Annotated in this window: 17 protein-coding genes; 6 read left to right on the top strand and 11 right to left on the bottom strand. The window is 71.4% G+C overall.

Annotated features, from left to right (window positions below):
• Position 1: 1 nt before the first annotated feature.
• Complete coding sequence (locus LCN96_RS21950; RefSeq protein WP_225274741.1) at positions 2 to 1,291, bottom strand: extracellular solute-binding protein; 1,290 nt, start codon at positions 1,289 to 1,291, stop codon at positions 2 to 4.
• Between the two features lie 442 nt (positions 1,292 to 1,733).
• Here LCN96_RS21950 and pulA point away from each other — a divergent pair, with 442 nt between their 5' ends.
• The 3 genes from pulA (at position 1,734) to LCN96_RS21935 (ending at position 6,470) form a co-directional block, all read left to right on the top strand.
• Positions 1,734 to 4,544 carry a pullulanase-type alpha-1,6-glucosidase gene (pulA, locus tag LCN96_RS21945; RefSeq protein ID WP_225274740.1) on the top strand — a complete coding sequence of 937 codons (2,811 nt, stop codon included), beginning with the start codon at positions 1,734 to 1,736 and terminating at the stop codon, positions 4,542 to 4,544.
• A 151-nt stretch (positions 4,545 to 4,695) separates the two neighbouring features.
• Positions 4,696 to 5,343 carry a hypothetical protein gene (locus LCN96_RS21940; protein WP_225274739.1) on the top strand — a complete coding sequence of 216 codons (648 nt, stop codon included), beginning with the start codon at positions 4,696 to 4,698 and terminating at the stop codon, positions 5,341 to 5,343.
• Between the two features lie 404 nt (positions 5,344 to 5,747).
• The gene (locus tag LCN96_RS21935; RefSeq protein WP_225274738.1) at positions 5,748 to 6,470 is read left to right on the top strand and encodes a VIT1/CCC1 transporter family protein; all 723 of its coding nucleotides are present in this window, start codon (positions 5,748 to 5,750) and stop codon (positions 6,468 to 6,470) included.
• On the opposite strand, the gene LCN96_RS21930 is transcribed toward LCN96_RS21935, so the two are convergent.
• The 7 genes from LCN96_RS21930 to LCN96_RS21900 all read right to left on the bottom strand — a co-directional run bounded on the left by LCN96_RS21930 (position 6,471) and on the right by LCN96_RS21900 (position 15,975).
• The gene (locus LCN96_RS21930; protein WP_225274737.1) at positions 6,471 to 7,055 is read right to left on the bottom strand and encodes a LysE family translocator; all 585 of its coding nucleotides are present in this window, start codon (positions 7,053 to 7,055) and stop codon (positions 6,471 to 6,473) included.
• Positions 7,056 to 7,093: 38 nt separating this feature from the next.
• Complete coding sequence (locus LCN96_RS21925; protein WP_225274736.1) at positions 7,094 to 7,633, bottom strand: cupin domain-containing protein; 540 nt, start codon at positions 7,631 to 7,633, stop codon at positions 7,094 to 7,096.
• 7 nt (positions 7,634 to 7,640) lie between these two features.
• A complete protein-coding gene (locus LCN96_RS21920) occupies positions 7,641 to 7,994 on the bottom strand; it encodes a GerW family sporulation protein (protein WP_225274735.1) in 354 nt (117 codons plus the stop codon).
• Positions 7,995 to 8,043: 49 nt separating this feature from the next.
• Positions 8,044 to 9,411, bottom strand: a complete 1,368-nt coding sequence (gene zwf, locus LCN96_RS21915; protein ID WP_225276028.1) for a glucose-6-phosphate dehydrogenase — start codon at positions 9,409 to 9,411, stop codon at positions 8,044 to 8,046.
• A gap of 1 nt (position 9,412) precedes the next feature.
• Positions 9,413 to 11,074: a glucose-6-phosphate isomerase gene (gene pgi, locus LCN96_RS21910; protein WP_225274734.1), complete on the bottom strand. Its 1,662-nt coding sequence runs from the start codon at positions 11,072 to 11,074 to the stop codon at positions 9,413 to 9,415.
• Between the two features lie 75 nt (positions 11,075 to 11,149).
• Complete coding sequence (locus LCN96_RS21905) at positions 11,150 to 12,856, bottom strand: IlvD/Edd family dehydratase (RefSeq protein ID WP_225274733.1); 1,707 nt, start codon at positions 12,854 to 12,856, stop codon at positions 11,150 to 11,152.
• A gap of 23 nt (positions 12,857 to 12,879) precedes the next feature.
• A complete protein-coding gene (locus tag LCN96_RS21900) occupies positions 12,880 to 15,975 on the bottom strand; it encodes an NACHT domain-containing protein (protein WP_225274732.1) in 3,096 nt (1,031 codons plus the stop codon).
• 91 nt (positions 15,976 to 16,066) lie between these two features.
• Between LCN96_RS21900 and LCN96_RS21895 the strand changes: the two genes are divergently transcribed.
• A complete protein-coding gene (locus LCN96_RS21895; protein WP_225274731.1) occupies positions 16,067 to 18,370 on the top strand; it encodes a phosphoketolase family protein in 2,304 nt (767 codons plus the stop codon).
• A gap of 6 nt (positions 18,371 to 18,376) precedes the next feature.
• Here the strand turns inward: LCN96_RS21895 and LCN96_RS21890 are convergent, their stop codons facing one another.
• The 3 genes from LCN96_RS21890 to LCN96_RS21880 form a co-directional block, all read right to left on the bottom strand.
• On the bottom strand, positions 18,377 to 19,375 hold the full coding sequence (locus LCN96_RS21890) for a PAS domain-containing sensor histidine kinase (protein WP_225274730.1): 999 nt from the start codon (positions 19,373 to 19,375) through the stop codon (positions 18,377 to 18,379).
• Between the two features lie 101 nt (positions 19,376 to 19,476).
• The gene (locus LCN96_RS21885) at positions 19,477 to 19,896 is read right to left on the bottom strand and encodes an ATP-binding protein (protein WP_225274729.1); all 420 of its coding nucleotides are present in this window, start codon (positions 19,894 to 19,896) and stop codon (positions 19,477 to 19,479) included.
• A 94-nt stretch (positions 19,897 to 19,990) separates the two neighbouring features.
• Entirely contained in the window at positions 19,991 to 20,635 is a 645-nt protein-coding gene (locus LCN96_RS21880; RefSeq protein WP_225274728.1) for a response regulator transcription factor, read from the bottom strand.
• A gap of 334 nt (positions 20,636 to 20,969) precedes the next feature.
• Here LCN96_RS21880 and LCN96_RS21875 point away from each other — a divergent pair, with 334 nt between their 5' ends.
• The gene (locus LCN96_RS21875) at positions 20,970 to 21,371 is read left to right on the top strand and encodes a cation:proton antiporter regulatory subunit (protein ID WP_449867106.1); all 402 of its coding nucleotides are present in this window, start codon (positions 20,970 to 20,972) and stop codon (positions 21,369 to 21,371) included.
• Between the two features lie 8 nt (positions 21,372 to 21,379).
• A complete protein-coding gene (locus LCN96_RS21870) occupies positions 21,380 to 22,540 on the top strand; it encodes a cation:proton antiporter (RefSeq protein WP_225274726.1) in 1,161 nt (386 codons plus the stop codon).
• Positions 22,541 to 22,569 lie beyond the last annotated feature (29 nt).

Below are 22,569 nucleotides of genomic sequence, written 5' to 3'. Positions count from 1 at the left end.
GTCAGCTCCAGTCCTTCATGATCGCGCGATAGTCCTCCTCGACCTTCTGCAGCATGGGCGCGGGCGTAAGCTTGCCGTTGACCAGCCCCTGATAGCCCTCCAGCAGCGGCTGGAAGAGCTGCCCGCCCTCCGGGATCCACGGGCGCGGCACCGCGGTGTCCATGATCGGCTTGAACACCGCCACGTCCGCGTTGCCCTGCACGTCGGGGTTGGAATAGGCGGAGGTGCGGGTGGGCAGCAGGCTGATCTCCTTGGCGATCTTCGCCTGGGCCTCGGCCGTGGTCATGAAGCGGACGAACTCGTACGCGGCCGGGATGTTCTTCGAGCCGGCGTAGATGGCCAGGTTCCAGCCGCCCGTGGGGGCCGCCGCCTTGACCGAGCCGGCCGGGACCGGGGCGATGCCCAGGTTCGCCTTGTCCTGGAACTCCTTGCCCTGGTAGATCTCCGACAGCGCCCACGGCCCGTTGTAGATCATCGCGACCTTGCCCTCCTTCAGGGCGGTCATGGCGTTGGCGTAGCTGTCGGTGATGGCGGGCTTGGGCGCGGCGCCGGAGCTCATCAGGTCGACGACGGTCTCCATGGCCTTCACGTTCGCCGGGGAGTTGACGACGATCTTCTTGCTGGTGACGTCGAGCAGGTCGCCGCCCTCGCCGTACATGAAGGGGAGCAGGAAGTAGGCGTCGACGTTGAGCGCCAGCCCTTCGGCGTCGGTCTTGGCCTTGACGTCGAGCGCGGTCTGCTTCAGCTCGGCGATGGTCCTGGGCGGCTCCTCGTGCCCGGCCTCCTTCAGCAGGCGCTTGTTGTAGATCAGCGCGAGCGTGTCGGTGACCTGCGGCACCGCGTAGGTCTTGCCGTCGTACTTCGTGCTGCTCAGCGGTCCGGGCAGGAAGTCCTCGGCCTGGTCCACGGCCCGGGAGCCGTCGAGCGGCTGCAGATAGCCCAGCGACGCGAACTGCGACGTCCACGCCACCTCGGAACGGATCACGTCCGGCGCGCCGGTCCCGGCCTGCGCGGCCGTCTGGAACTGGTTCTGCGCCTGGTCCGAGGGCACGTTCACATATTTGACCTTGACCTGCGGGTACTTGGCCTCGAACTCCTTGATCAGCGCCTGGAACGTCGGCCCTTCGCTGTCAGGCCGGGTCGTGTCCCACCAGGTCACCTCGCCGCTCACCTTCGACGGATCGCTGACCTGCGCGGGCGGAGCGGCGGGCGCACCACCGCCGCCGCCACAGGCGGAAACCACCAGGACGCACGCCGCAACGGCCGCTGCGGACGGTAAGAGTCGTCGCATGTCCTTCTCCTCACAGCTCGGGTCTGAGGTCGGAGTAAGCCGGAGGTTACGCCGACGTGACGCCGATCTCCAGATGGCGGCGCAAGGATTCTGCAAGTTGTTACATCAGCCCTTTCTTGCCGGGATCCCCGCACTTTTCGGCGTTTGTGCTGGTCACAGCGGTCTGCGCGGAGGCCGCGCCTCATTGTGAACCCTGGACCGCGCCACGTCAGCTACCGTGCGCGCCAGGATGGGGTTTGCCTCATTTCAGTAATTTCCTGAAAGGGTTGCAAAGATCGGGCGGGGTGGGTAACTTCCGGGCAACGCCCTCGACACCGACACCGACACCGACACTGTGGAGGCTGTGGTGGCGCGGACCAGCACTTCCCCCCGCCGCACTGAACAGGGTCGTCCCGCATTACCGCCGCCCGGACGGGAACCATGACGACTGGGGGCTGCACGTGTGGGAGGGGCCGCCGCGCCCACCGACTGGGCCTCACCGCTGCCGCCGGCGCACGCCGACGGATTCGGGGCCGTGTTCGAGGTGCCGCTCGCCGAGGGGGCGAAGAGCCTGAGTTACATCATCCACCGGGGCGACGACAAGGATCTGCCCGGCGACCAGTCGCTCGACGTGTCCGCGTCGGGCCACGAGGTCTGGCGCCTGGCCGGCACGGAGGGGCTGCTGCTGCCGCAGCCCGCCGCCACAGCCGCGGACGCCGACCTGAGCAGGGCCAGGGCGCACTGGATCGACCGCGACACGGTGGCCTGGCGCACCGACCCGTCGCCAAGACACTTCCTGGCCTTCAGCCCCGGCGGCGACCTCGCCTACGACGGCGGCGACCTGACCGGCGACCTGCGGCTCATCCGGCTCGTGCCCGGCGCGCTGAGCGAGGAGCAGCGGCGCCGGTGGCCGCACCTGGCCGCCCACCAGGCGCTGAAGGTGGACCCGCGCGACACCGATCTCGTCCGCGAGGCGCTGCGCGGCCAGGTCGTGGCCGTGGCGCGGGACGCCGCCGGCACGCTGCTGACCGCGACCGGCGTGCAGCTCCCCGGGGTGCTGGACGACCTGTACGCCAAGGCCGCCACCGCCACGCTGGGCCCGTCCGGGCGGGGCGTCCCGAGGCTGGCGCTGTGGGCGCCGACCGCCCGGAAGGTCGAGCTGGCCCTGTACGGCTCCGGCGGGCGCACCGTGCACCCGATGCGGCGCGACGACGAGACCGGCGTGTGGTCGGTACGCGGGCTGCCGGCCTGGTACGGCCGCGCGTACACGTACCTGGTCACCGTCCACTCCCCCACGGCGGGCGGGATCGTCACGAACGAGGTCACCGACCCCTACGGCCTGGACGTCACCCCGGACGGGGAGCGCAGCAGGCTCGTCAGCCTCGACGCCGCCGCCCACAAGCCGCCGGGCTGGGACCGGCTGGCCAAGCCCGCCCCGGTGCCGCAGGACCGGGCCGCGATCTACGAGCTGCACGTGCGCGACTTCTCCGCCTCCGACGCCACCGTGCCCGCCGCGCTGCGCGGCACGTACGCGGCCTTCCAGCACGACAGCCACGGCATGCGGGAGCTGCGCGCGCTGGCGGCCGACGGCCTGACGCACGTGCACCTGCTGCCCGCGTTCGACTTCGCGACGGTGCCGGAGCGGGCGGCCGACCGGACGGAGCCGTCCTGCGACCTGGCCGCGCTGCCGCCCGACTCGGAGCTGCAGCAGGAGTGCGTGGCGCGCACCGCCGCGAAGGACTCCTTCAACTGGGGGTACGACCCGCTGCACTACACGGTGCCGGAGGGCTCGTACGCCACCCGGCCGGACGAGCGGATCAAGCAGTTCCGCGGCATGGTCGCCGGGCTCAACGGGGCGGGGCTGCGCGTGGTCATGGACGTGGTCTACAACCACACGCACTCCACCGGCGTGCTCGACCCGATCGTGCCCGGCTACTACCACCGGCTGCTCGACGACGGCACCGTGGCCACCTCCACCTGCTGCGCCAACACCGCGCCGGAGCACCTGATGATGGGCAAGCTCGTGGTGGACTCGATCGTCACGTGGGCGAAGCAGTACAAGATCGACGGCTTCCGCTTCGACCTCATGGGGCACCACCCGAAGGCGAACCTGCTCGCCGTCCGCCAGGCCCTCGACGAGCTGACCCCGGACCGCGACGGCGTGGACGGCACGTCGATCATCCTGTACGGCGAGGGCTGGAACTTCGGCGAGGTGGCCGACGGCGCCCGCTTCGAGCAGGCCACGCAGGCGAACCTGGCCGGCACCGGCATCGGCACGTTCACCGACCGGCTGCGTGACGCGGTGCGCGGCGGCACCCCGTTCGACGCCGATCCGCGCGTGCAGGGCTTCGGTTCCGGCCTGGCGGGCGCGCCCAACGGCTCCCCGGCCAACGGGACGGCCGAGCAGCAGCGGGCGCGTCTGGCCCACTACGCCGACCTGATCAGGGTCGGGCTGACGGGGAGCCTGCGCGACTACGTGCTGCCGTCCGGCGTGAAGGGCTCCGAGGTCGACTACAACGGCTCGCCGGCCGGCTACACCGCCGCGCCGGGCGAGGCCGTGACGTACGTGGACGCGCACGACAACGAGACGCTGTTCGACGCGCTGGCCTACAAGCTGCCGCAGGACACCCCGATGGCGGACCGGGTCCGCATGCAGGCGTTGTCGCTGGCCACGGCCGTGCTGGCGCAGGGGACGACGTTCGTGCACGCGGGCACCGAACGGCTGCGCTCGAAGTCGCTCGACCGCAACTCCTACGACTCGGGCGACTGGTTCAACCGGCTGCTGTGGGACTGCGCGCAGGGCAACGGCTTCGGCGCGGGCCTGCCGCCCCGGGCCGGCAACGAGAGCAAGTGGCCCTACGCCCGCCCGCTGCTCGCCGACCCGGCGCTGCGGCCGGGCTGCGCGGACATCGGCGCCGCCCGCTCCCGGTACGGCGAGCTGCTGCGGATCCGGGCGTCGTCACCGGCGTTCGCGCTGGGGTCGCTGGCGGAGGTGCAGCGGCGGCTGTCGTTCCCGGCCTCGGCGGAGGGGGTGATCGCCATGCACGTGGACACCGAGGGGCTGGACCCGCGCTGGAAGTCGGTCACGGTCGTCTTCAACGCCACCCCGACGCAGCACACGCAGGCGATGCCGGCGCTGGCGGGGCAGCGGGTGGCGCTGCATCCCGTACAGGCGGGCTCGGCCGACCCGGTCGTGCGGACGTCGTCCTTCGACGCCGCCACGGGCACGCTGACCGTCCCGGCCCGCACGGTGGCGGTCTTCGTGCGGGTGTGAGTGTGACCCGGGCGGGTAGCGGGAACCTTCATCAAGAACACTCCGCATCACTGGCATTGAGCCGGAGTCCGGCGCAGACTGGATGGACGGCGCTGGAGCGACGGCGATCGCGTAAAGCAGTGGAGCACCCGTGGACAATCACCTTGATCACATGCCGGTCCTATCCCGCGGCAGGCATCGCAACCCGAAGCGTGGCGCGTGTTTCATGGAGCTGGCCTCCTACCTGGCCGGAGAGCGCTGGAGCGACCACCCGGCCTGCACGCACCCGTTGCTGGCCGCACTCGCCCGCCTGGTCAACGACAACACCGGCGACGAGAGCCGGGCCAAGCTGGTGCGGCTGGTGCCCTCCATCATCGGGCTGTCCAGCGACGACCTGCGCGTGGACGCGCACATCGCGCTACGGTGCGCCACCACCGCCCTGCCGGTGGCGGCGGCCGAGCGCCAGCTCGCGCTCGCGGTGTCGGTGCTGGCGGCCGAGGAGATGCTCGCCCGCCTCGACGGCGCCCCGTCCGGGCGGCTGAGCGAGCGCAGCCGGCGGGCCATGGAGGAGGTGCCGCACGCGGCCGAGCAGGCCAGGCGCTTCAGCCGGGCCGCCCGGATCACCGAGAAGGGCTTCCGCCGGTACGCGGCGCCGAACGCGGTGCAGCTGGCGGTGGTGGGGATCGTGCAGGCGTGCATCGCCGATCCTGACGCGCTGCTGCGCAGGCTGCTGGAGGAGACGATCGCGGAGTGCGACGCCCTGATCCGTGGCGAGCAGGCCACGGAGGCCCCGGCCGTCACGGCTCCAGCCCACGCCTGACCTTTCGGCCGCCGCTCAGGCTCTGCGGCGGCGGCCGGTCAGGATCGCGGGGTCGAAGGAGACGGGGAACGGCTGGGTCAGGGTGAGCGTCTCGCCTGCCTTGGCTGCTGTGGCGAGCTCGTAACGCCCTCGTCCGGCGAAACTCGATGCGCTCCCCGGTCGGACGGCGGATGCGCGATCGACCAGCCCTTCGCACGCCACAATCTCTCGCGACCATGCGCGTTCGCCTGTTTACGTTGAGTGAGGCGGCGACCTCACCATCACTTGACCCTGGCTGCTACTTTCAGCGAACTCATTTTCACGTCAAGTAACTTGTTGCAGGTCAGGCAAGCCTTCCCTTCGTTGCGAACCCCTGTTCGCATATGCCAAATTTGAGGAAAGAGAGCAGCTTTGTGGAGGATTTGATGACCATCGAGCTTGTCCGCCCCGAATCCCCTGAACACCACCACACCCACCGCGACGTCACCGGCGGCTGGCTGCGACCGGCGGTGTTCGGGGCGATGGACGGACTGGTCTCCAACTTCGCGCTGATCGCCGGCGTCGTCGGTGCGGCGGGCGCGGGTCAGGGGGCGGTGCTGGCCGGGTTCGCCGGGTTGATCGCCGGCGCGTGCTCCATGGCGGCCGGTGAGTACACCTCGGTGAAGTCGCAGACCGAGCTGATGCGCGCCGAGATCGCCGTCGAGCGGCGGGAGCTGGCCAGGAACCCCGAGGGTGAGCAGGCCGAGCTGGCGGCGTTGTACCGGGCGCGGGGGCTGGAGCCCGAGCTGGCCGAGCGGGTGGCGGCCGGGTTGTCGGCGGATCCGGAGCAGGCGTTGCGGGTGCATGTGCGCGAGGAGCTCGGGGTGGACGTGGACGACCTGCCCTCGCCTTACGTGGCCGCCGCCTCGTCGTTCGGGGCGTTCGCCGCCGGGGCGCTGGTGCCGCTGGTGCCGTTCCTGTTCGGGGCGTCCGGGCTGATGGTGGCGCTGGTGCTGAGTGTGGTGGCGTTGTTCGGGTTCGGGGCCGCCGTGGCGGTGATGACCGCGCGGCCGTGGTGGCTGGGCGGGCTGCGTCAGCTCGCCCTGGGCGTGGGCGCGGCCACCGTCACGTACGGCCTGGGGCACCTCCTGGGAGTCACCGTCGCATAGTCACGGGCGGGTGGAGGTGGCCAGTTTGACGCCGAGGCCGATCAGGGCGGCGCCCGTCAGGCCGTCCACCGCCCGGCGGACGGCCGGCTTGGCGAACACCTTGCGAAGGGTGCCCACCACGTTCGCCACCACCAGGAACCACGCGACCGTCCCCGCCAGCGCCACCCCCGACAACGCCAGCACCGACACCCCCGAGCCGAGGAACTGCGGCACCAGGGCCACGAAGAACAGCGCCGCCTTCGGGTTGAGCACGTTCGTCAGCAGGCCCTCGGTGAACGCCGCCCACGAGCCGCGCCCGCCCGGGTCGGGCACGTCGAGCTTCAGCGCGCCGCCGCCGCGCCAGGCCGCCCGCAGCGACCTGATCCCCAGATAGAGCAGGTACGCGGCCCCCACCACCTTCACCACGGTGAACGCCACGGCCGAGGCGGCCAGCAGCGCCGCGACCCCGGTGGCGGCGGCCACCACCCAGGCGAACACGCCCACCGCGATGCCCGCCGCGGCCGCCATGCCGTGCCCGCGCCCCGAGACGGCCGAGCGGCGTACCACCACCGCGAAGTCCGGGCCGGGCGACATCGCACCGAGCATGACAACTCCACCGAAAGCCGCAATCTGCGCAACAGATGTCATGGGGTCCACCTTACGAGCACCCGGCCCTCCGGGATCAAGGCGGACCGCTCCCACGTCCAAGTCGGCACCGTGATCACCTCGGCCGAGCAGTCGAGCGGGATCGGGGTGTCGAGCAGGGCGGAGTGCGGGGTGAGCGGCAGGCCGCCGCGCGGGATGACGACGCTCTCCAGAGGCGTGCGCTGCACCGGGCCGTCGGGCACGTCGCGGTCGCCGCGTACCCAGGTGGCCTGGCCGGAGAAGGAGGTGAACGCCAGCGCGCCGTGCGGGGCGGCACCCGAGTGGCGCAGCGCGCCGGCGGGCAGCCAGCCGTGCTGCCCCGCCAGGTACGTGATGCCCGAGACGTGCAGCTCACCCCACAGCACCACGAACTCCTCCCCGGCCAGGTAGTGGCCGCGCTCCGGCCGCACCCAGCCGGGCGGGAAGCGGACGAGCGTGGCCGAGCCGCCCAGCCTGGCCAGCCGCACCGGCAGGTTGGAGCCGGGGGCCAGGAAGTCGTGGCCGGGCAGCTCGGCGTCATGGAGCAGATCGATCAGCACGGGTGCGTCAGCGCCTGCGGCGCCACTTCTTGAAGATCGTCCGCAGGGTCAGCAGCAGCACGACCGCCACGAGCTGACCTCCGATGACGATGCGGTTGACGTCGACGGCGGGCCGCCACAGGGCGTCGCCGTTCTTGAGCACGTACACGCCCGCCGGCGTCGCGCCGAAGCCGAAACCGCCGCCGCTGCCTCCTCCCTCCTCACCCTTCTCGCCCTTGCCCTGGCCCTGGCCTCCGCCGCCCCCTTGGGCGACTCTGGCGACGGGGATGACGACGATGTCGCCATGCTGGATCGGCTCGCCGAAGACGCGCTTGACGGTCGCGGCGTCCTTCGACTGTTCCACCAGTTCCATGATGTCCATCTCCCCATCGTCGCCCCGGGACGCCTCCGCGTCGAACCCCCTGCGCCGATCAGTCGAAGGTGGTGGAGATCTCGTGCCATCCGCCCGGCGCGATGCCCTCCGCCGGCTTCGGCCCCCAGGAGCCCTTCTCGTACGGCAGCGGCTGCTCCTTCAGGTCGAGCACCGGCTGGACGATCCGCCACGACTCCTCCACCAGGTCGAACCTGGCGAACCGCCGCGGATCACCGCTGACCGCATCGGCCACGATGCGCTCGTAGGCGGCCTCCATCGGCCCGAGCACCTTGGTGAAGTCGACGCTGACCGGCACCGGCCTGGCGTGCTGCTTGCCCGGCTCCTTGGCCAGCAGGTCGAACGTCACCCCGGCGTCGGGCTGCAGCCGGAACCGGATGAGGTTGGGGCTCTCGGGCGCGCCCCCGGTGCCGAACATGGTCACCGGCGGCCGGCGCAGCTCGGCGACGACCTCCAGGTCGGTGGTCGGCAGGGCCTTGCCGGAGCGGATGCACCACGGCACCCCGGCCCAGCGCCAGTTGTCGATGTAGGCCCGCAGCGCGACGTAGGTCTCGGTGGTGGAGCCGGGGCGGACCCCGTCGGTGTCGAGGTAGCCGGTGTACTGGCCGCGTACGACGTCGGCGGGGTCGAGGGCCTGGACCGCGCGCAGCACCCGCCACTTCTCGTCGAGCTGGGCCCGCGCGTCGGTGGACGGCGGCGGGTCCATCGCGAGGATGGCCAGGAGCTGCAGCAGGTGGTTCTGCACGACGTCGCGCACGGTGCCGTTGGCGTCGTAGAAGGCGCCGCGGTCGCGTACGTCGAAGTCCTCGGCCATGGTGATCTGCACGCTGCGGATGTGCGAGCGGTTCCAGATGGGCTCCAGCAGCGTGTTGGCGAACCGGAACACCATGAGGTCCTCGACCGGCTCCTTGCCCAGGAAGTGGTCGACCCGGCGCAGGTGGTCCTCGTCGAAGTAGCGCAGCAGCTCGGTGTTGAGCTCGCGGGCCGAGTCGAGGTCGTGGCCGAACGGCTTCTCCACCACGAGCCGCGCGTCACGGTTGAGGCCGACCCCGGCCAGCCCCTCGGCGACCGCGGAGAACAGCGCCGGCGGCACCGCGAGGTAGTGCACGAGGAAGCCCAGCCCCGCGCTCTCCTCACGCAGCCGCTCGAACGTGCTGGGGTCGCGGTAGTCGCCCGCCACCAGCCGCAGGTTGCCCGCCAGCTTCTCGAACGCCGCGTCGCGCACGCCGCCGCAGGCCTCGCGCGCGTGCTCGCGCAGCCCGTCGAGGTCGAGGTCGGTCTTGGCCACGCCGATGATCGGCAGGTCGAGCCGGTTGTCGGCCGTCAGGTGGTAGAGCGCCGGCAGCAGCATCTTGCGGGCGAGGTCGCCCGTGACGCCGAACAGGACCAGCGCGCCCGCCCGCGCCATCTCAGACACGCCTTCCGCGCAGCTCCCGGTACTTGCGGATCAGTTGCTCCGTCGAGGTGTCGGGGAACGTGCTCGGCGGCTCCTCGGAGGTGAGCGCGGGCGCCAGGTCGAGCGCCATCTTCTTGCCCAGCTCGACGCCCCACTGGTCGAAGGAGTCGACGCCCCAGATCGTGCCCTCGACGAACACGATGTGCTCGTAGAGCGCGACGAGCTGGCCCAGCGTGGACGGGGTGAGCCGGGGCGCCAGGATCGTGGAGGTGGGGCGGTTGCCCGGCATCACCTTGTGCGGCACGATCTCGGGCGCGGTGCCCTCGGCGGCGATCTCCTCGGCGGTCTTGCCGAACGCCAGCGCCGTGGTCTGCGCGAAGAGGTTGGCGACGAGCTGGTCGTGCATGCCCTCGCGATCCTCGTGGGGCTCGGCGAAGCCGATGAAGTCGGCCGGCACGAGCCGGGTGCCCTGGTGGAGGAGCTGGTAGAAGGCGTGCTGCCCGTTGGTGCCCGGCTCGCCCCAGAAGATCTCGCCGGTCTTGGCCGTGACGGGGGTGCCGTCGGCGCGTACGGACTTGCCGTTGGACTCCATCGTGAGCTGCTGCAGGTAGGCGGGGAAGCGGTGCAGCCGCTGGCTGTAGGGCAGCACGGCGCGGGTCTCGGCACCGAAGAAGTCGGTGTACCAGATGCCGAGCAAGGCCATCAGCACCGGCATGTTGGCCTCGAACGGGGCCGTGCGGAAGTGCTCGTCGACGGCGTGGAAGCCGGCCAGCATCTCGCGGAAGCGCTCGGGCCCGACGGCGAGCATCAGGGACAGCCCGATGGCGCCGTCGAAGGAGTAGCGGCCGCCCACCCAGTCCCAGAAGCCGAACATGTTGTCGGTGTCGATGCCGAACTCGGCGACCTTGGCGGCGTTGGTGGAGACCGCCACGAAGTGCTTGGCCACCGCGTCCTCGCCGAGCGCGTCGACCAGCCAGCGGCGCGCGACCCTGGCGTTGGTGAGCGTCTCCAGCGTGGTGAAGGTCTTGGAGCTGACCACGAAGAGCGTGGTCGCGGGGTCGAGGCCGGCGAGGTTGCCGGTGATGTCGGCCGGGTCGATGTTGGAGACGAACCTGGCGGCGATGCCGGCGTCGGCGTAGTCGCGCAGCGCCTCGTAGGCCATGGCGGGGCCGAGGTCGGAGCCGCCGATGCCGATGTTGACGACGGTCTCGATCGGCTTGCCGGTGGCGCCCTTCCACTCCTTGGACCGGACGCGATCGGCGAACGCGCTCATCTTGTCGAGCACGGCGTGCACGTCGGCCACGACGTCCTGGCCGTCGACGACCAGCTCGGCCTCGCGCGGCAGGCGCAGCGCCACGTGCAGGACGGCGCGGTCCTCGCTGACGTTGATGTGCTCGCCGGAGAACATGGCCTGGATGCGCTCGCGCAGCCCCGCGCGCTCGGCCAGGGCGGTGAGCAGGCCGATCGTCTCCTGCGTGGCGCGGTGCTTGGCGTAGTCGAGGTAGAGGTCGCCGGCGGTCACCGTCATGCGCTCGGCCCGGCCCGGGTCCTCCGCGAACAGCTCACGCAGGCTCCTGCCCGCCAGCTCTTCGTGGTGCTTGCCCAGTGCCGCCCACTCCTGGCTCTGGGTGATGTCGCCGTTCACGCTTCCTCCTCGCGTCGCCAAGCCGATCATGCCTGGTCCCATCGTCCCGTAACTGCTTACCCCCCGCCGTTGATTCCGCGCATGGCGGAGCGGAGTTTTATCGGTTCAGTGCGATTCGCGGCCGACGTGGTCGCCGCTCGATCCGGTGAGGAAGTCGAGGTCCACCCCGCGGTCTGCCTGCAGCACGTGCTCGACGTAGAGGCGCTCCCAGCCGCGTACGGGCCTGGCGTGCCCGGTCATGACGGGCTCGCGCGCGTTCAGCTCGGCGTCGGGGACGTCCACGTCGAGGCGGCGGGCGGCCACGTCGAGCACGATCGGGTCGCCGGTGCGCACCCTGGCCAGCGGCCCGCCGGCCGCCGCCTCGGGCGCGGTGTGCAGCACGACCGTGCCGTACGCGGTGCCGCTCATGCGGGCGTCGCTGATGCGTACCATGTCGCGCACGCCCTTCTCCAGCAGCTTGGCGGGCAGCGGCAGGTTGCCGACCTCCGGCATGCCGGGGTAGCCCTTGGGCCCGCAGCCGCGCAGGACCAGCACCGAGGTCTCGTCCACGTCGAGGTCAGGCGAGTCGAGCCGGGCGTGCACGTCCTCGACGCTGTCGAAGACGACGGCGCGGCCGCGGTGGCGCAGCAGCTCGGGCGAGGCGGCGGCGGGTTTGATCACCGCGCCGGAGGGGGCCAGGTTGCCGCGCAGCACGGCGATGCCCGCGTCGGGCAGCAGCGGGTTCGAGCGGCGCCTGATGACGTCCTCGTCCCAGATCTCGGCCCCGTCGAGGTGTTCGACGAGGGGGCGGCCGGTGACGGTGATCGCGCCGGGGTCGAGCAGGTCCTCGACCTCCTTCAGCACGGCGGCCAGCCCGCCGGCCCTGAACAGGTCGTCCATGAGGTGGCGGCCGGCCGGCTGCAGGTCCACCAGCAAGGGCACGCCGGAGCCCGTGCGGTCGAAGTCGTCCAGGCTCAGCTCCACGCCCAGCCGCCCGGCGATGGCCAGCAGGTGCACGACGGCGTTGGTGGAGCCGCCGACGGCGGCCAGGGTGACGATGGCGTTGAGGAAGGAGCCCCTTGTCATGACGTGGCTGGGGCGGCGGCCCTGCCGGACCAGCTCGACGGCCAGGCGTCCGCTCTCGTGCGAGCGTTCGAGCAGGCGGCTGTCGGGGGCGGGGGTGCCCGCGGTGCCGGGCAGCGTCATGCCGAGCGCCTCGGCCATGCAGGCCATGGTGGACGCGGTGCCCATCGTGTTGCAGTGGCCCCGGCTGCGGATCATGGACGACTCCGACCGCAGGAACGCCTCGTTGGACAGTGTCCCCGCGCGTACCTCCTCGCTGAGCCGCCACACGTCGGTGCCGCACCCGAGCGGCGCGCCGCGGAAGTGCCCGGTCAGCATCGGCCCGCCCGGCACCACGACGGCGGGCAGGTCCACCGAGGAGGCGGCCATGAGCAGCGACGGGATCGTCTTGTCGCAGCCGCCGAGCAGCACCACGCCGTCGATGGGGTTGGCGCGCAGCATCTCCTCGGTGGCCATGGCCGCCAGGTTGCGCCAGAGCATGGCGGTGGGGCGCACGTTCGTCTCGCCGAGGGAGACCACCGGCAGGTTCAGCGGCACGCCGCCCGCCTCCCACACGCCGTGCATGACGCTCTGGGCCACCTCGTTCAGGTGGGAGTTGCAGGGGGTGAGGTCGGAGGCGGTGTTGGCGATGGCGATGTGCGGCTTGCCGCCCTCGAACGCCTCGGACGGCAGGCCGCGCCGCATCCAGGCCCGGTGGATGTAGGAGTTCCGGTCGTTTCCTGCGTACCAGCGTGAGCTCCTGAACTCCATGTTCGGCACTTTATCGGTATATGTCAGTCGCGGGGAATGGCCACGCGGTTGACCCCGAGGCGCCTGAGGCACGCGCTGACCGGGAAGATGCGCCCGGGATCGCTGACCATCCAGCTCAGCCGTCCTGGATGCGCCGCGTCGTAGGACACCAGCCAGGCCCGGAATCCGGGCGTGTCGAAGTCGAGCCCGACCTCCCACACCGCCGGCGGCACCCGCCTCGTCGTCCCCGCCGGTACCAGTCTGATGACCTGGTCGAAGGTCCGGTCGAGATCGACGAGGACGCTGACGACCCCGCTCAACTGCTCGGGCGGGCAGGCGCACAGGTTCTTGAGGAAACGCGCGGTGCGCTCGTGACTGGTGAGACGGTGCAGGTGAGCCAGCACCTCGTCCCGGTCGAAGGCCCCCCGCGACAGATGCCTGCGCATGTCACGGCGCTCGGCGAGCACGCGCAACGCGGCTGAGCCGTATCTCACCGCGCAGGCCGCGCCCAGGACCCAGCCGAGGATCGGCAGCTTCTGCTCCGTCTCCGCCTCGCCTTCGACCCCGGGCAGGTCCAGCAGGGAGACGCCGGCGAAGATCAGGAAGACGAACAGCGGGAAGGTGCCCTTGAGCGGTCTGCCTGCCCTGATCAGCAGCTGAAGCTGCTCGTAGCGCTGGCGCAGCCCCTGGCGCACGAGCCTGGTGTGCGCCTCCCTGAGCACCCGGATCTGGGGCAGGACGACGTCGTGCCAGGCACGCTGCTCAGGAAACATGATCACGTCTATCACCCGCGCGAACGGCCACGTCACGAAGGCCACTCCCACCAGGCCGCCCAAGATGGTGACGGGGTCGAGGGAGGCCAGGGCCACCGCGGCGCGCCAGAGCCCGCCGGCCGCGAACACGGCCGCCAGGAAGGCGAGCAGGAACGTCGAGAAGATCGGCGGCCGGCCGAGAAGGCCCACCGAGGAGAGCAGGAACCAGGCGACGGGCAGCAGGACCACCACGAACTCGACCAGCGCCGCCACGGGGTCCCCCGTGATGGCCAGCTCGACGACCTGGAGCAGGAAGACCAGGAACAACGCGACGCCGAAGAGCTGCAACGTGCGGATCACCGACCGGATGACCGCCGCGATCCCCGGACGTCTCCTCCCCGTCAGTGCGCGCTCCACGAGCCGGCCGGTTCGCATCGCCTTGGCGAGCGCGACGAGCCGCTGAGGGATCGTGAGCCTCTCGTAGACCTTCGCGCCAATGGCGAGCAACTCGTACGGCCCGCCGCGTACCGCGCTGTCGGCGGCGCCGGACCTGAGCACCGCCCACAGGGCGACGTCCACGTCCAGCAGCGGCAGGAGTGCCAGGGCGTAGCGCTGGTCGAGACCGGCGCCGCTGGCGAACGCGGCCACGACCATGCGGGCGGCGGCCTCGCGGATCGGGCGCAGCTCGGTGTCGTGCAGCGCGATGCCGGAGTCCAGGATCACGTGGAAGACGCCGAGGGCCACCGGCGGCCAGGCGAAGGTGCGCTCGCGCGGCGGGAACGGCTCCCTGGGCTCCCTGCTCAGGTGCGCCCGGTAGTCCTCGATGGGCCCTGCCGTCTCGACGACCTCCTGTAACAGCGTCGTGGCCGCCGAGATGACGTCCCGCCGGAGGGGATCGACGGGGTCGTCGCCCGCGCGTCGCAACACGGCGGTCAGCGCCCCGAGGTGGCGGCCGTCCTGGAACAACCGCCGGGCGTCGGTCACGCGGCCCGCGCGGATGATCCAGCCCGTGACGAAGTAGTCCTCCAGGATCTTGCTGACGCATTCGAGCCGGTCGTTCCGCCACCGTGCGATGTTCGCCTTGACGAGCTCGTTCAGCGGCGCGTCGGGGCCGGGGACGGTCACGGCGGCCGGCGGGTACGGGTAGGCCGCGTCCTGTCCGGCACGCAGCGCCGCCTCCCGCCGGGCGCTGTCCAGATGGCCGAGCCGTTGCAGCACGGCCGCCTCCACGAGCGCGTCCCGGCGCAGCTCGCCGTCGGCGCCGCCCTCGTCTCGCAGGTGCAGCAGCAGGAGGTTGAGCAGGAGCGGCAGGGTCACGACCGGCCGCAGCTCGTCGTCGGCGTTCATGCTCTTCAGCAGCCCGCCCACCCCTTCCTGGCCCAGCTCCCTGGCGAAGGCGACCTGGCGGGCGAGCGTCAGAGGTGACAACGCCAGGACGGGCCAGCCCAGGTGGCGGGCGACCAGCCGGTCCCTGCTCGCCACGACGACGCGGAACGTCTCCGAGCCGTCCTTCAGCCGTTTGACGGCCTGCAGCCATCGTTGCGCCGTGTCTTCCTTGGTCGCCGACTGCGCGGCGGAGACGAAGTCGTCGAAGCCGTCGAACAGGAAGGCCCAGACGACGGAGTCGTAGCCGCCGGAGAAGATCCGGTCCAGCCGCCTGAGCATCTCGGGGTCGTGCCCGCCCACCTGGGTGCGGATGTGGTCACGCAGCAGCTCCTCGTCCGACCGCTGATCTCCCTCCTGCCTGGGCGGCATCGCCTCCAGGTCCACGTAGACGGCCATGAGGGAGGGCCGTCGCCGCCGCTGGGCGCGGGCGGCCAGGTCCCTGGCGAGCCTGCGCAGGACCACCGACTTGCCTGAGCCGGACTCGCCGTACAGCACGCAGGGCTTCTTCCTGGTGCTCCTGAGCCAGCGGGTCAGCTCCGCGACGGCCTCCCTGTCGCGCGGGCGCGGGTAACGGCCGTACGGAGGGCGGCGCAGGTCCAGCGGCACGTACGAATCCGGCGTCAGCCGATCGGGAGGAAAGAGCCAGACCTCCTCCTCGATGCGCCCCGCCAGCGCGTGGACGTCGTCTGCTGCACGGCCGACGCCCGCCGTCCTGACCCTGACGAAGCCCCGCACGACGAACGCGACTCCGGCGAGTGCGAGGTAGGCGGGCCAGTGATCCCAGCGGGGCGGCAGGCCCAGGGTGAGCTGCCAGGCCACGCCACCCGCGACCATGGCCAGCCCGGCCACGAGCTCGATACCGCCGGTGACCCGCCGGAACAGCGCGTGCTCCTGGCGCGTGAACAACGCGACCTCGAAGATCAGCGTGAGAACGCCCGCGATGCCCCCGACGATCGCCAGGAGCCCTTCGGGCACCTCAAGGAGCTGCGCGTCCAGTGGCATGGCCCCTCCCCCACTCATGAAAAGTGTCACCAAAGGGGGCGAACACGTCGAGGGAAGGTTCAGGTGCCGCTGCGGAGGAAGGGGCAAGGGCATGGATCGTATTGACGCGTACTGGCGGGCGGCGAACTACCTGTCCGTCGGGCAGATCTACCTGCTGGACAACCCGCTGCTCACCGAGCCGCTGCGCCCCGAGCACATCAAGCCGCGGCTGCTCGGCCACTGGGGTACGACGCCGGGCCTGAACTTCTGCTTCGCGCACCTCAACCGGGTGATCCGCGAGCGGGACCAGGACATGATCTACATCGCCGGTCCCGGTCACGGCGGTCCCGCAGCGGTGGCGCACGCGTGGCTGGAGGGCTCGTACTCCGAGCGGTACCCGGACGTGTCGCAGGACGTCACGGGCATGCGGCGGCTGTTCCGCCAGTTCTCCTTCCCCGGCGGCATCCCGAGCCACGTCGCGCCGGAGACGCCCGGCTCCATCCACGAGGGCGGCGAGCTGGGGTACGCGCTGGCGCACGCGTACGGCGCCGCCTTCGACAATCCCGACCTGGTCGTGGCGTGCATCATCGGCGACGGCGAGGCCGAGACGGGGCCGCTGGCCGCGAGCTGGCACTCCAACAAGTTCCTGGACCGCCGCCGCGACGGGATGGTGCTGCCCATCCTGCACCTGAACGGCTACAAGATCGCCAACCCCACCGTCCTGGCCCGCATCCCCACCGACGAGCTGGTCAAGCTCATGGAGGGGTACGGCTACCGCCCCCACCTGGTCGGCGCCGACCACGAGGAGATGGCGGGCACGCTGGACACCGCGTTCGAGGAGCTGGCGGCGTACAAGGCGGGCGACGCCGACCGCCTGCCGATGATCATCCTGCGCACGCCGAAGGGGTGGACCGGGCCGAAGGAGGTGGACGGCAAGCCGGTGGAGGGCACGTGGCGGGCGCACCAGGTGCCGCTGTCCACGGTCAGGGAGAACCCGGCTCACCTGGCGATGCTGGAGGAGTGGATGCGCTCGTACCGGCCGGAGGAGCTGTTCGGCTCGGACGGCAGGCCGGTCGAGGACGTGCTGGCCACGGTGCCGCGCGGCGGGCGCAGGATGAGCGCCAACCCGCACACCAACGGCGGCGAGCTGCTGGAGCCGCTGCGGCTGCCCGACTTCCGCAGGCTGGCGGTGGAGGTCAAGGCGCCCGCCGAGCAGGCGAGCGAGCCGACGCGGGTGCTGGGCGGCTTCCTGCGGGACGTGATCGCGGCCAATCCGAGCACGTTCCGGCTGATGGGGCCGGACGAGACGGCCTCCAACCGGCTGTCGGAGGTGTTCGAGGTCACCGACCGGGCCTGGGACGCCGAGACGCTGCCCACGGACGAGAACCTGGGCGCGGGCGGCCGGGTCATGGAGGTGCTCAGCGAGCACCTGTGCCAGGGCTGGCTGGAGGGCTACCTGCTGACCGGGCGGCACGGGCTGTTCAACTGCTACGAGGCGTTCATCCACATCGTGGACGCCATGTTCAACCAGCACGCCAAGTGGCTGGAGTCGTCACAGAAGATCCCGTGGCGGCGGCCGGTGGCGTCGCTGACGTACCTGCTGTCGTCGCACGTGTGGCGCCAGGACCACAACGGGTTCAGTCACCAGGACCCGGGCTTCCTCGACGTGGTCGTCAACAAGAAGGCCTCGGTGGTGCGGGTCTACCTGCCGCCGGACGCCAACACGCTGCTGTCGGTCGGCGACCACTGCCTGCGCTCCCGGGACTACGTGAACGTCATCGTGGCCGGCAAGCAGCCGGTGCTCGACCTGTTCACGATGGAGGAGGCCATCGCGCACAACACGCGCGGGCTGGGCATCCTGCCGTGGGCGTCCACCGACGAGGGCAGCGAGCCCGACGTGGTGCTGGCCTGCGCCGGGGACGTGCCGACCCTGGAGACGCTGGCCGCCGCCGCGCTGCTGCGCGAGCACCTGCCGGAGCTGAAGGTCCGGCTGGTGAACGTGGTCGACCTGATGCGGCTGCAACCGCCGTCGGAGCATCCGCACGGCATGTCGGACGCCGAGTTCGACACGCTGTTCACCACCGACAAGCCGATCGTCTTCAACTTCCACGGCTACCCGTCCCTGATCCACCAGCTCACCTACCGGCGGCACGGGCACGCCAACATCCACGTGCGCGGGTACAAGGAGGAGGGCACCACGACGACGCCGTTCGACATGTGCATGCTCAACGACATCGACCGCTTCCACCTGGTCATGGACGTGATCGACCGGGTTCCCGGGCTCGGCAGCAAGGCCGCGCACCTGCGGCAGCGGATGAGCGACGAGCGGCTGCGCGCCCGGCAGTACACCCGTGACCACGGCGAGGACCCCGCCGACATCAGGTCGTGGACCTGGCCGGGCACCTCCCCGTCGTAAGGGTCGCTAGGCGTGGGGCACGGCGGGGACCCAGAACTCCACCGTCGTGCCCGCGCCGGGCGGGCCCTCGATGCCCCACCAGCCGCCCGCCGTCTCGGCCCGCTCCCGCATCTCGACGAGCCCGTAGTGCATCGCCTCGCCGTCCTTGCCGGCCAGGCCGACGCCGTCGTCCTTGACGCGGACGTGCACGCCCCGGTCGAGCGAGACCAGCTCCACGCTGACCCGGCTCGCCCCGGCGTGCCTGCGGACGTTCGTCAGCGCCTCCTGGCAGATGCGGTAGATGGTCACCACGGCCTCGTACGGCGGCTCGGCGTCCAGGCGGTGGCTCAGCTCGTAGGCCAGGCCGCCGCCGGGCATCAGCTCGCTGAGGTAGTCGTCCAGGCTGGCCACCAGCCCGTCGCCCGGCGGGTGCAGGTCGAAGGCCAGCTCGCGCAGGCGGCGTACGGCCTCGTCCACGGCGGCGTCGAGCGCCCGCACCGTGCCGCCGTGCTCGGGGGGCAGCTCCTGCCCCCACATCCGCAGCCGCATCCCGACGGTGAGCATCGACTGGATCGTGTCGTCGTGCACGTCGGAGGCGATGCGCCTGCGCTCCAGCTCCTGTGCCTGCACCAGGCGTGACAGCAGCAGGGCGCGCTCGTCGAGCGCCCTGGCCATGCTGCGCCGCTCGGTCAGGTCGCGCGTCACCTTGCCGAACCCGCGCAGGCCCCCGCTCTCGTCGTACAGGGCGGTGATGACCACGCTGGCCCAGAACCGGGTGCCGTCCTTGCGCACCCGCCAGCCCTCCTCCTCCCACCGGCCGTCGGCGGCGGCCGCCCGCAGGCCCTTGGCGGGCTTGCCCGCCGCGACCGCCTCAGGCGGGTAGAAGACGGAGAAGTGGGTGCCGACGATCTCCTCGCCGGTGTATCCCTTGATGCGTTCGGCCCCGATGTTCCAGCTCACGATCACGCCGCGTGGGTCGAGCATGAAGATGGCGTAGTCACGGATGCTCTGGACGAGCAGCCGCATATCCTCCGGCGAGGGGTCATGCTCGGGCATATTGCAGCCTTGCACGACCTGAGCGCAGAGCCAAACCCGATCAACGCAGAGCCACCACCGCTCCGGCCCGCTCAGGCTTCGAAGGGCGTCACCTGCACCGGTGCCAGTCGCACCGCCAGCTCGCACCACACCACCTTGCCACCTTCGCCCGGCGAGATCCCCCATCCGGTGGAAAGCAACCGGACGACGTGCAGCCCCCAGCCGTTCAGCGGCCCCGGCTCGCGGGTCTCCGGCAGCGCCACGCCGGTGTCGCCCACCTCGATCCGCACCTGTGACGTGCCGGCCCGCACTCTCAGCTCCGGCGGGCCGTCCCCGTGCACGAGCGCGTTCGTCACCAGCTCCGACACCACCAGCAGGACGTCCTCGTGCCGCCCCTGGTACCCGCACTCCTTCAGGACCGTTCCCGCCAGGCGGCGCGCCACCGTGATGCTGCCCATCTCCTCCGGCAACAGGGTGTCCACCTGGTAACGCTCGGCCTCCTCACTTTCCACCCATCTACTCTCGGGGAGCCGTGCGACAGGTCACGAGACGCAAGCGCGCCAGGCGCACTGATGCACCTGTGGGACCCGGACTGGTGCAAATGCGTCAATCCAACAAGCCGTCGCGCCGGGCCAGCGCCACCGCCTCCAGCTTGGAGCGGGCGCCCAGCTTCTCCAGCACGTGCTGGACGTGGTTGCGCGCGGTGTTCCTGGCCACGCCCAGGCGGTCGCTGATCTCGTACGTGCTGGCGCCCTCGGCCAGGAGCAGCAGCGTCTCGCGCTCCCGCGCCGTCAGCGCGGAGCCCACGTGACCCGCGCGGCCGGTCAGCCGGTCGAGCACGCCGGGCAGCAACCCGGGCGCGAACACCACCCCTCCGGCGGCCACCTCCCGCACCGCCGACTCCAGCTCGCCCAGCCGCGACGACTTCACCACCAGCCCGGCCCCGCCTGCCGCCACCACCCTGGCGGCCACGGAGGCGGTCGCCTCCCCGGTCAGCACCAGCACCCGCGCCCTCGGCGCCACCGCCGCCAGCCGCCCGATCGCCGCCACGCCGTCGCCGTCGGGCAGCCTGCGGTCGAGCACGACCACGTCGGGCTGGCACCTGCCGACGTCGGCCAGCGCCGCGGCGATGGTGCCCGACTGCGCGACGACCTCGATGTCAGGCGCCCTGCCCAGGGCCAGGCCGATGGCCTCCGCGACCATGGCGTGATCTTCCACGAGAACCAGCCGGATCGGAGGGGCGGTCGGCATGGTGCGTTGTCCCTTTGCGGTGGTGCTTGTCGGGTGGAGGGGATGCCCTGTGCCACTGCCTCGCCGGGCCGGGCACCTGAAGCAGTCTTTCACGTGCGGCGCACCGGCCGCAGGTGACTGTTACAGGTGGGACGCCTGAGGCGCAATCAGGGCAAGCAGGCCCGTCGATCACACACCCTTGACCCGGGCCGGACCCGGGTATGACCTTAGGTAGGGTTGTCCGGAAATATGCGGATCTGGACGGGTGGGATAGGTGGAGGTCGAACAAACAGCACTGCCGGGAATCGGGCTACGACACGATTTCACCACCCGTAAAGGACAACGGGTCGGCGTCGTGTCCCACCGCACCGGCCGCCGGGACCTGGTCATCTACGACAAGGAAGACCCGGACGCCGTCTGCCAGACGGTCAAGCTGAACGACGAGGAGGCGGACGCCCTGGCCGAGCTGCTGGGCGCGCCCCGGATCGTCGCGCGGCTGAACCAGCTGCACCAGCAGGTCGAGGGCCTGGTCAGCGTGCAGCTGCCGATCCCGGCGGGCTCCCCGTACGCGGGCCGCCCGATGGGGGACGCGCGCGTGCGCACCCGTACGAGCGCCTCCATCGTCGCGGTGGTGCGCGCCGGGCAGGTCTTCGCCAGCCCTGGGCCGGAATTCCCGTTCCAGGCCGGTGACGTCGTGGTCGTCGTGGGCGGCGAGGAGAGCACCGCAGAGGTCGCCGACATCCTGGCGAACGGGTAGGGCCGCGGGTGCACCATACCGCGATCATCTTCCTCGAGTTCGGTGCTGTCCTGCTTGGCCTGGGGATCCTGGGCGCGCTGGCGCTGCGCGCGGGCATCTCCCCGATCCCCCTTTACCTGATCGCGGGGCTGGCGTTCGGGACCGGCGGCGTGCTGCCGCTGGCCACGAGCACCGACTTCCTCGAGATCGGGTCCGAGCTGGGCGTGATCCTGCTGCTGCTCACGCTCGGCCTCGAATACAACGCCGACGAGCTGGTCACGAGCCTCACGGGCAACGCCCGCGCGGGCATCGTGGACCTCGTGCTGAACGCCGCGCCCGGCGCCATCTGCGCGTTACTGCTCGGCTGGGGCCCCGTGGCGGCCGTCGCGATGGCGGGCGTCACGTACGCCACCTCCTCCGGCATCACCGCCAAGGTGCTGTCCGACCTGGGGTGGCTCGGTAACCGGGAGACGCCGACGGTGCTGTCGCTGCTGGTGTTCGAGGACCTGACGATGGCGGTCTACCTGCCGGTCCTGACCACCCTGCTGGCCGGGCTCAGCTTCGTGCAGGGCGCGATCTCGGTGGGCATCGCGCTGCTGACGGTGAGCGTGGTGCTGGTCGTGGCGCTGCGGTTCGGGCGGTTCATCGAGTGGTTCGTCTCCAGCCCCAATTCCGAGGTGCTGCTGCTCAAGGTGGTCGGGCTGGCCCTGCTGGTGGCCGGCCTGGCGCAGCAGCTGCAGGTCTCGGCCGCGGTGGGCGCGTTCCTGGTGGGCATCGCGCTGTCGGGCCAGCTCGCCGAGGACGCGCACGCGTTGCTGGCGCCGCTGCGCGACCTGTTCGCGGCGGTGTTCTTCGTCTTCTTCGGCCTCCAGACCGACCCCAGGTCGATCCTGCCGGTGGCCGGGCTCGCCGCGCTGCTCGCCCTGGTCAGCATGATCACCAAACTGCTGACCGGCATGTACGCGGCCCGGCGCGCGGGCATCGCCAAGGCGGGCCAGGCCAGGGCCGGTATCGCGCTCATCCCCCGGGGCGAGTTCAACATCGTCATCGCCGGGCTGGCGGTGGGCGCGGGCGTGCACCCCGACCTGGGCGCGCTGGCGGCGGCGTACGTGCTCATCCTGGCGGCGTTCGGCCCCCTGGCGGCCAAGCTCGTGCAGCCGTTCATCACGGCCATCGCCAAGCGCGCCTGAGGCCCACTGCGGGCGTGCGGCGGATCCGC

This window comes from Nonomuraea gerenzanensis (assembly GCF_020215645.1).
Classification (GTDB): domain Bacteria; phylum Actinomycetota; class Actinomycetes; order Streptosporangiales; family Streptosporangiaceae; genus Nonomuraea; species Nonomuraea gerenzanensis.
The sequence above is the reverse complement of the archived record's forward strand: the minus strand, read 5'-3'. Positions and strand labels throughout refer to the sequence as shown.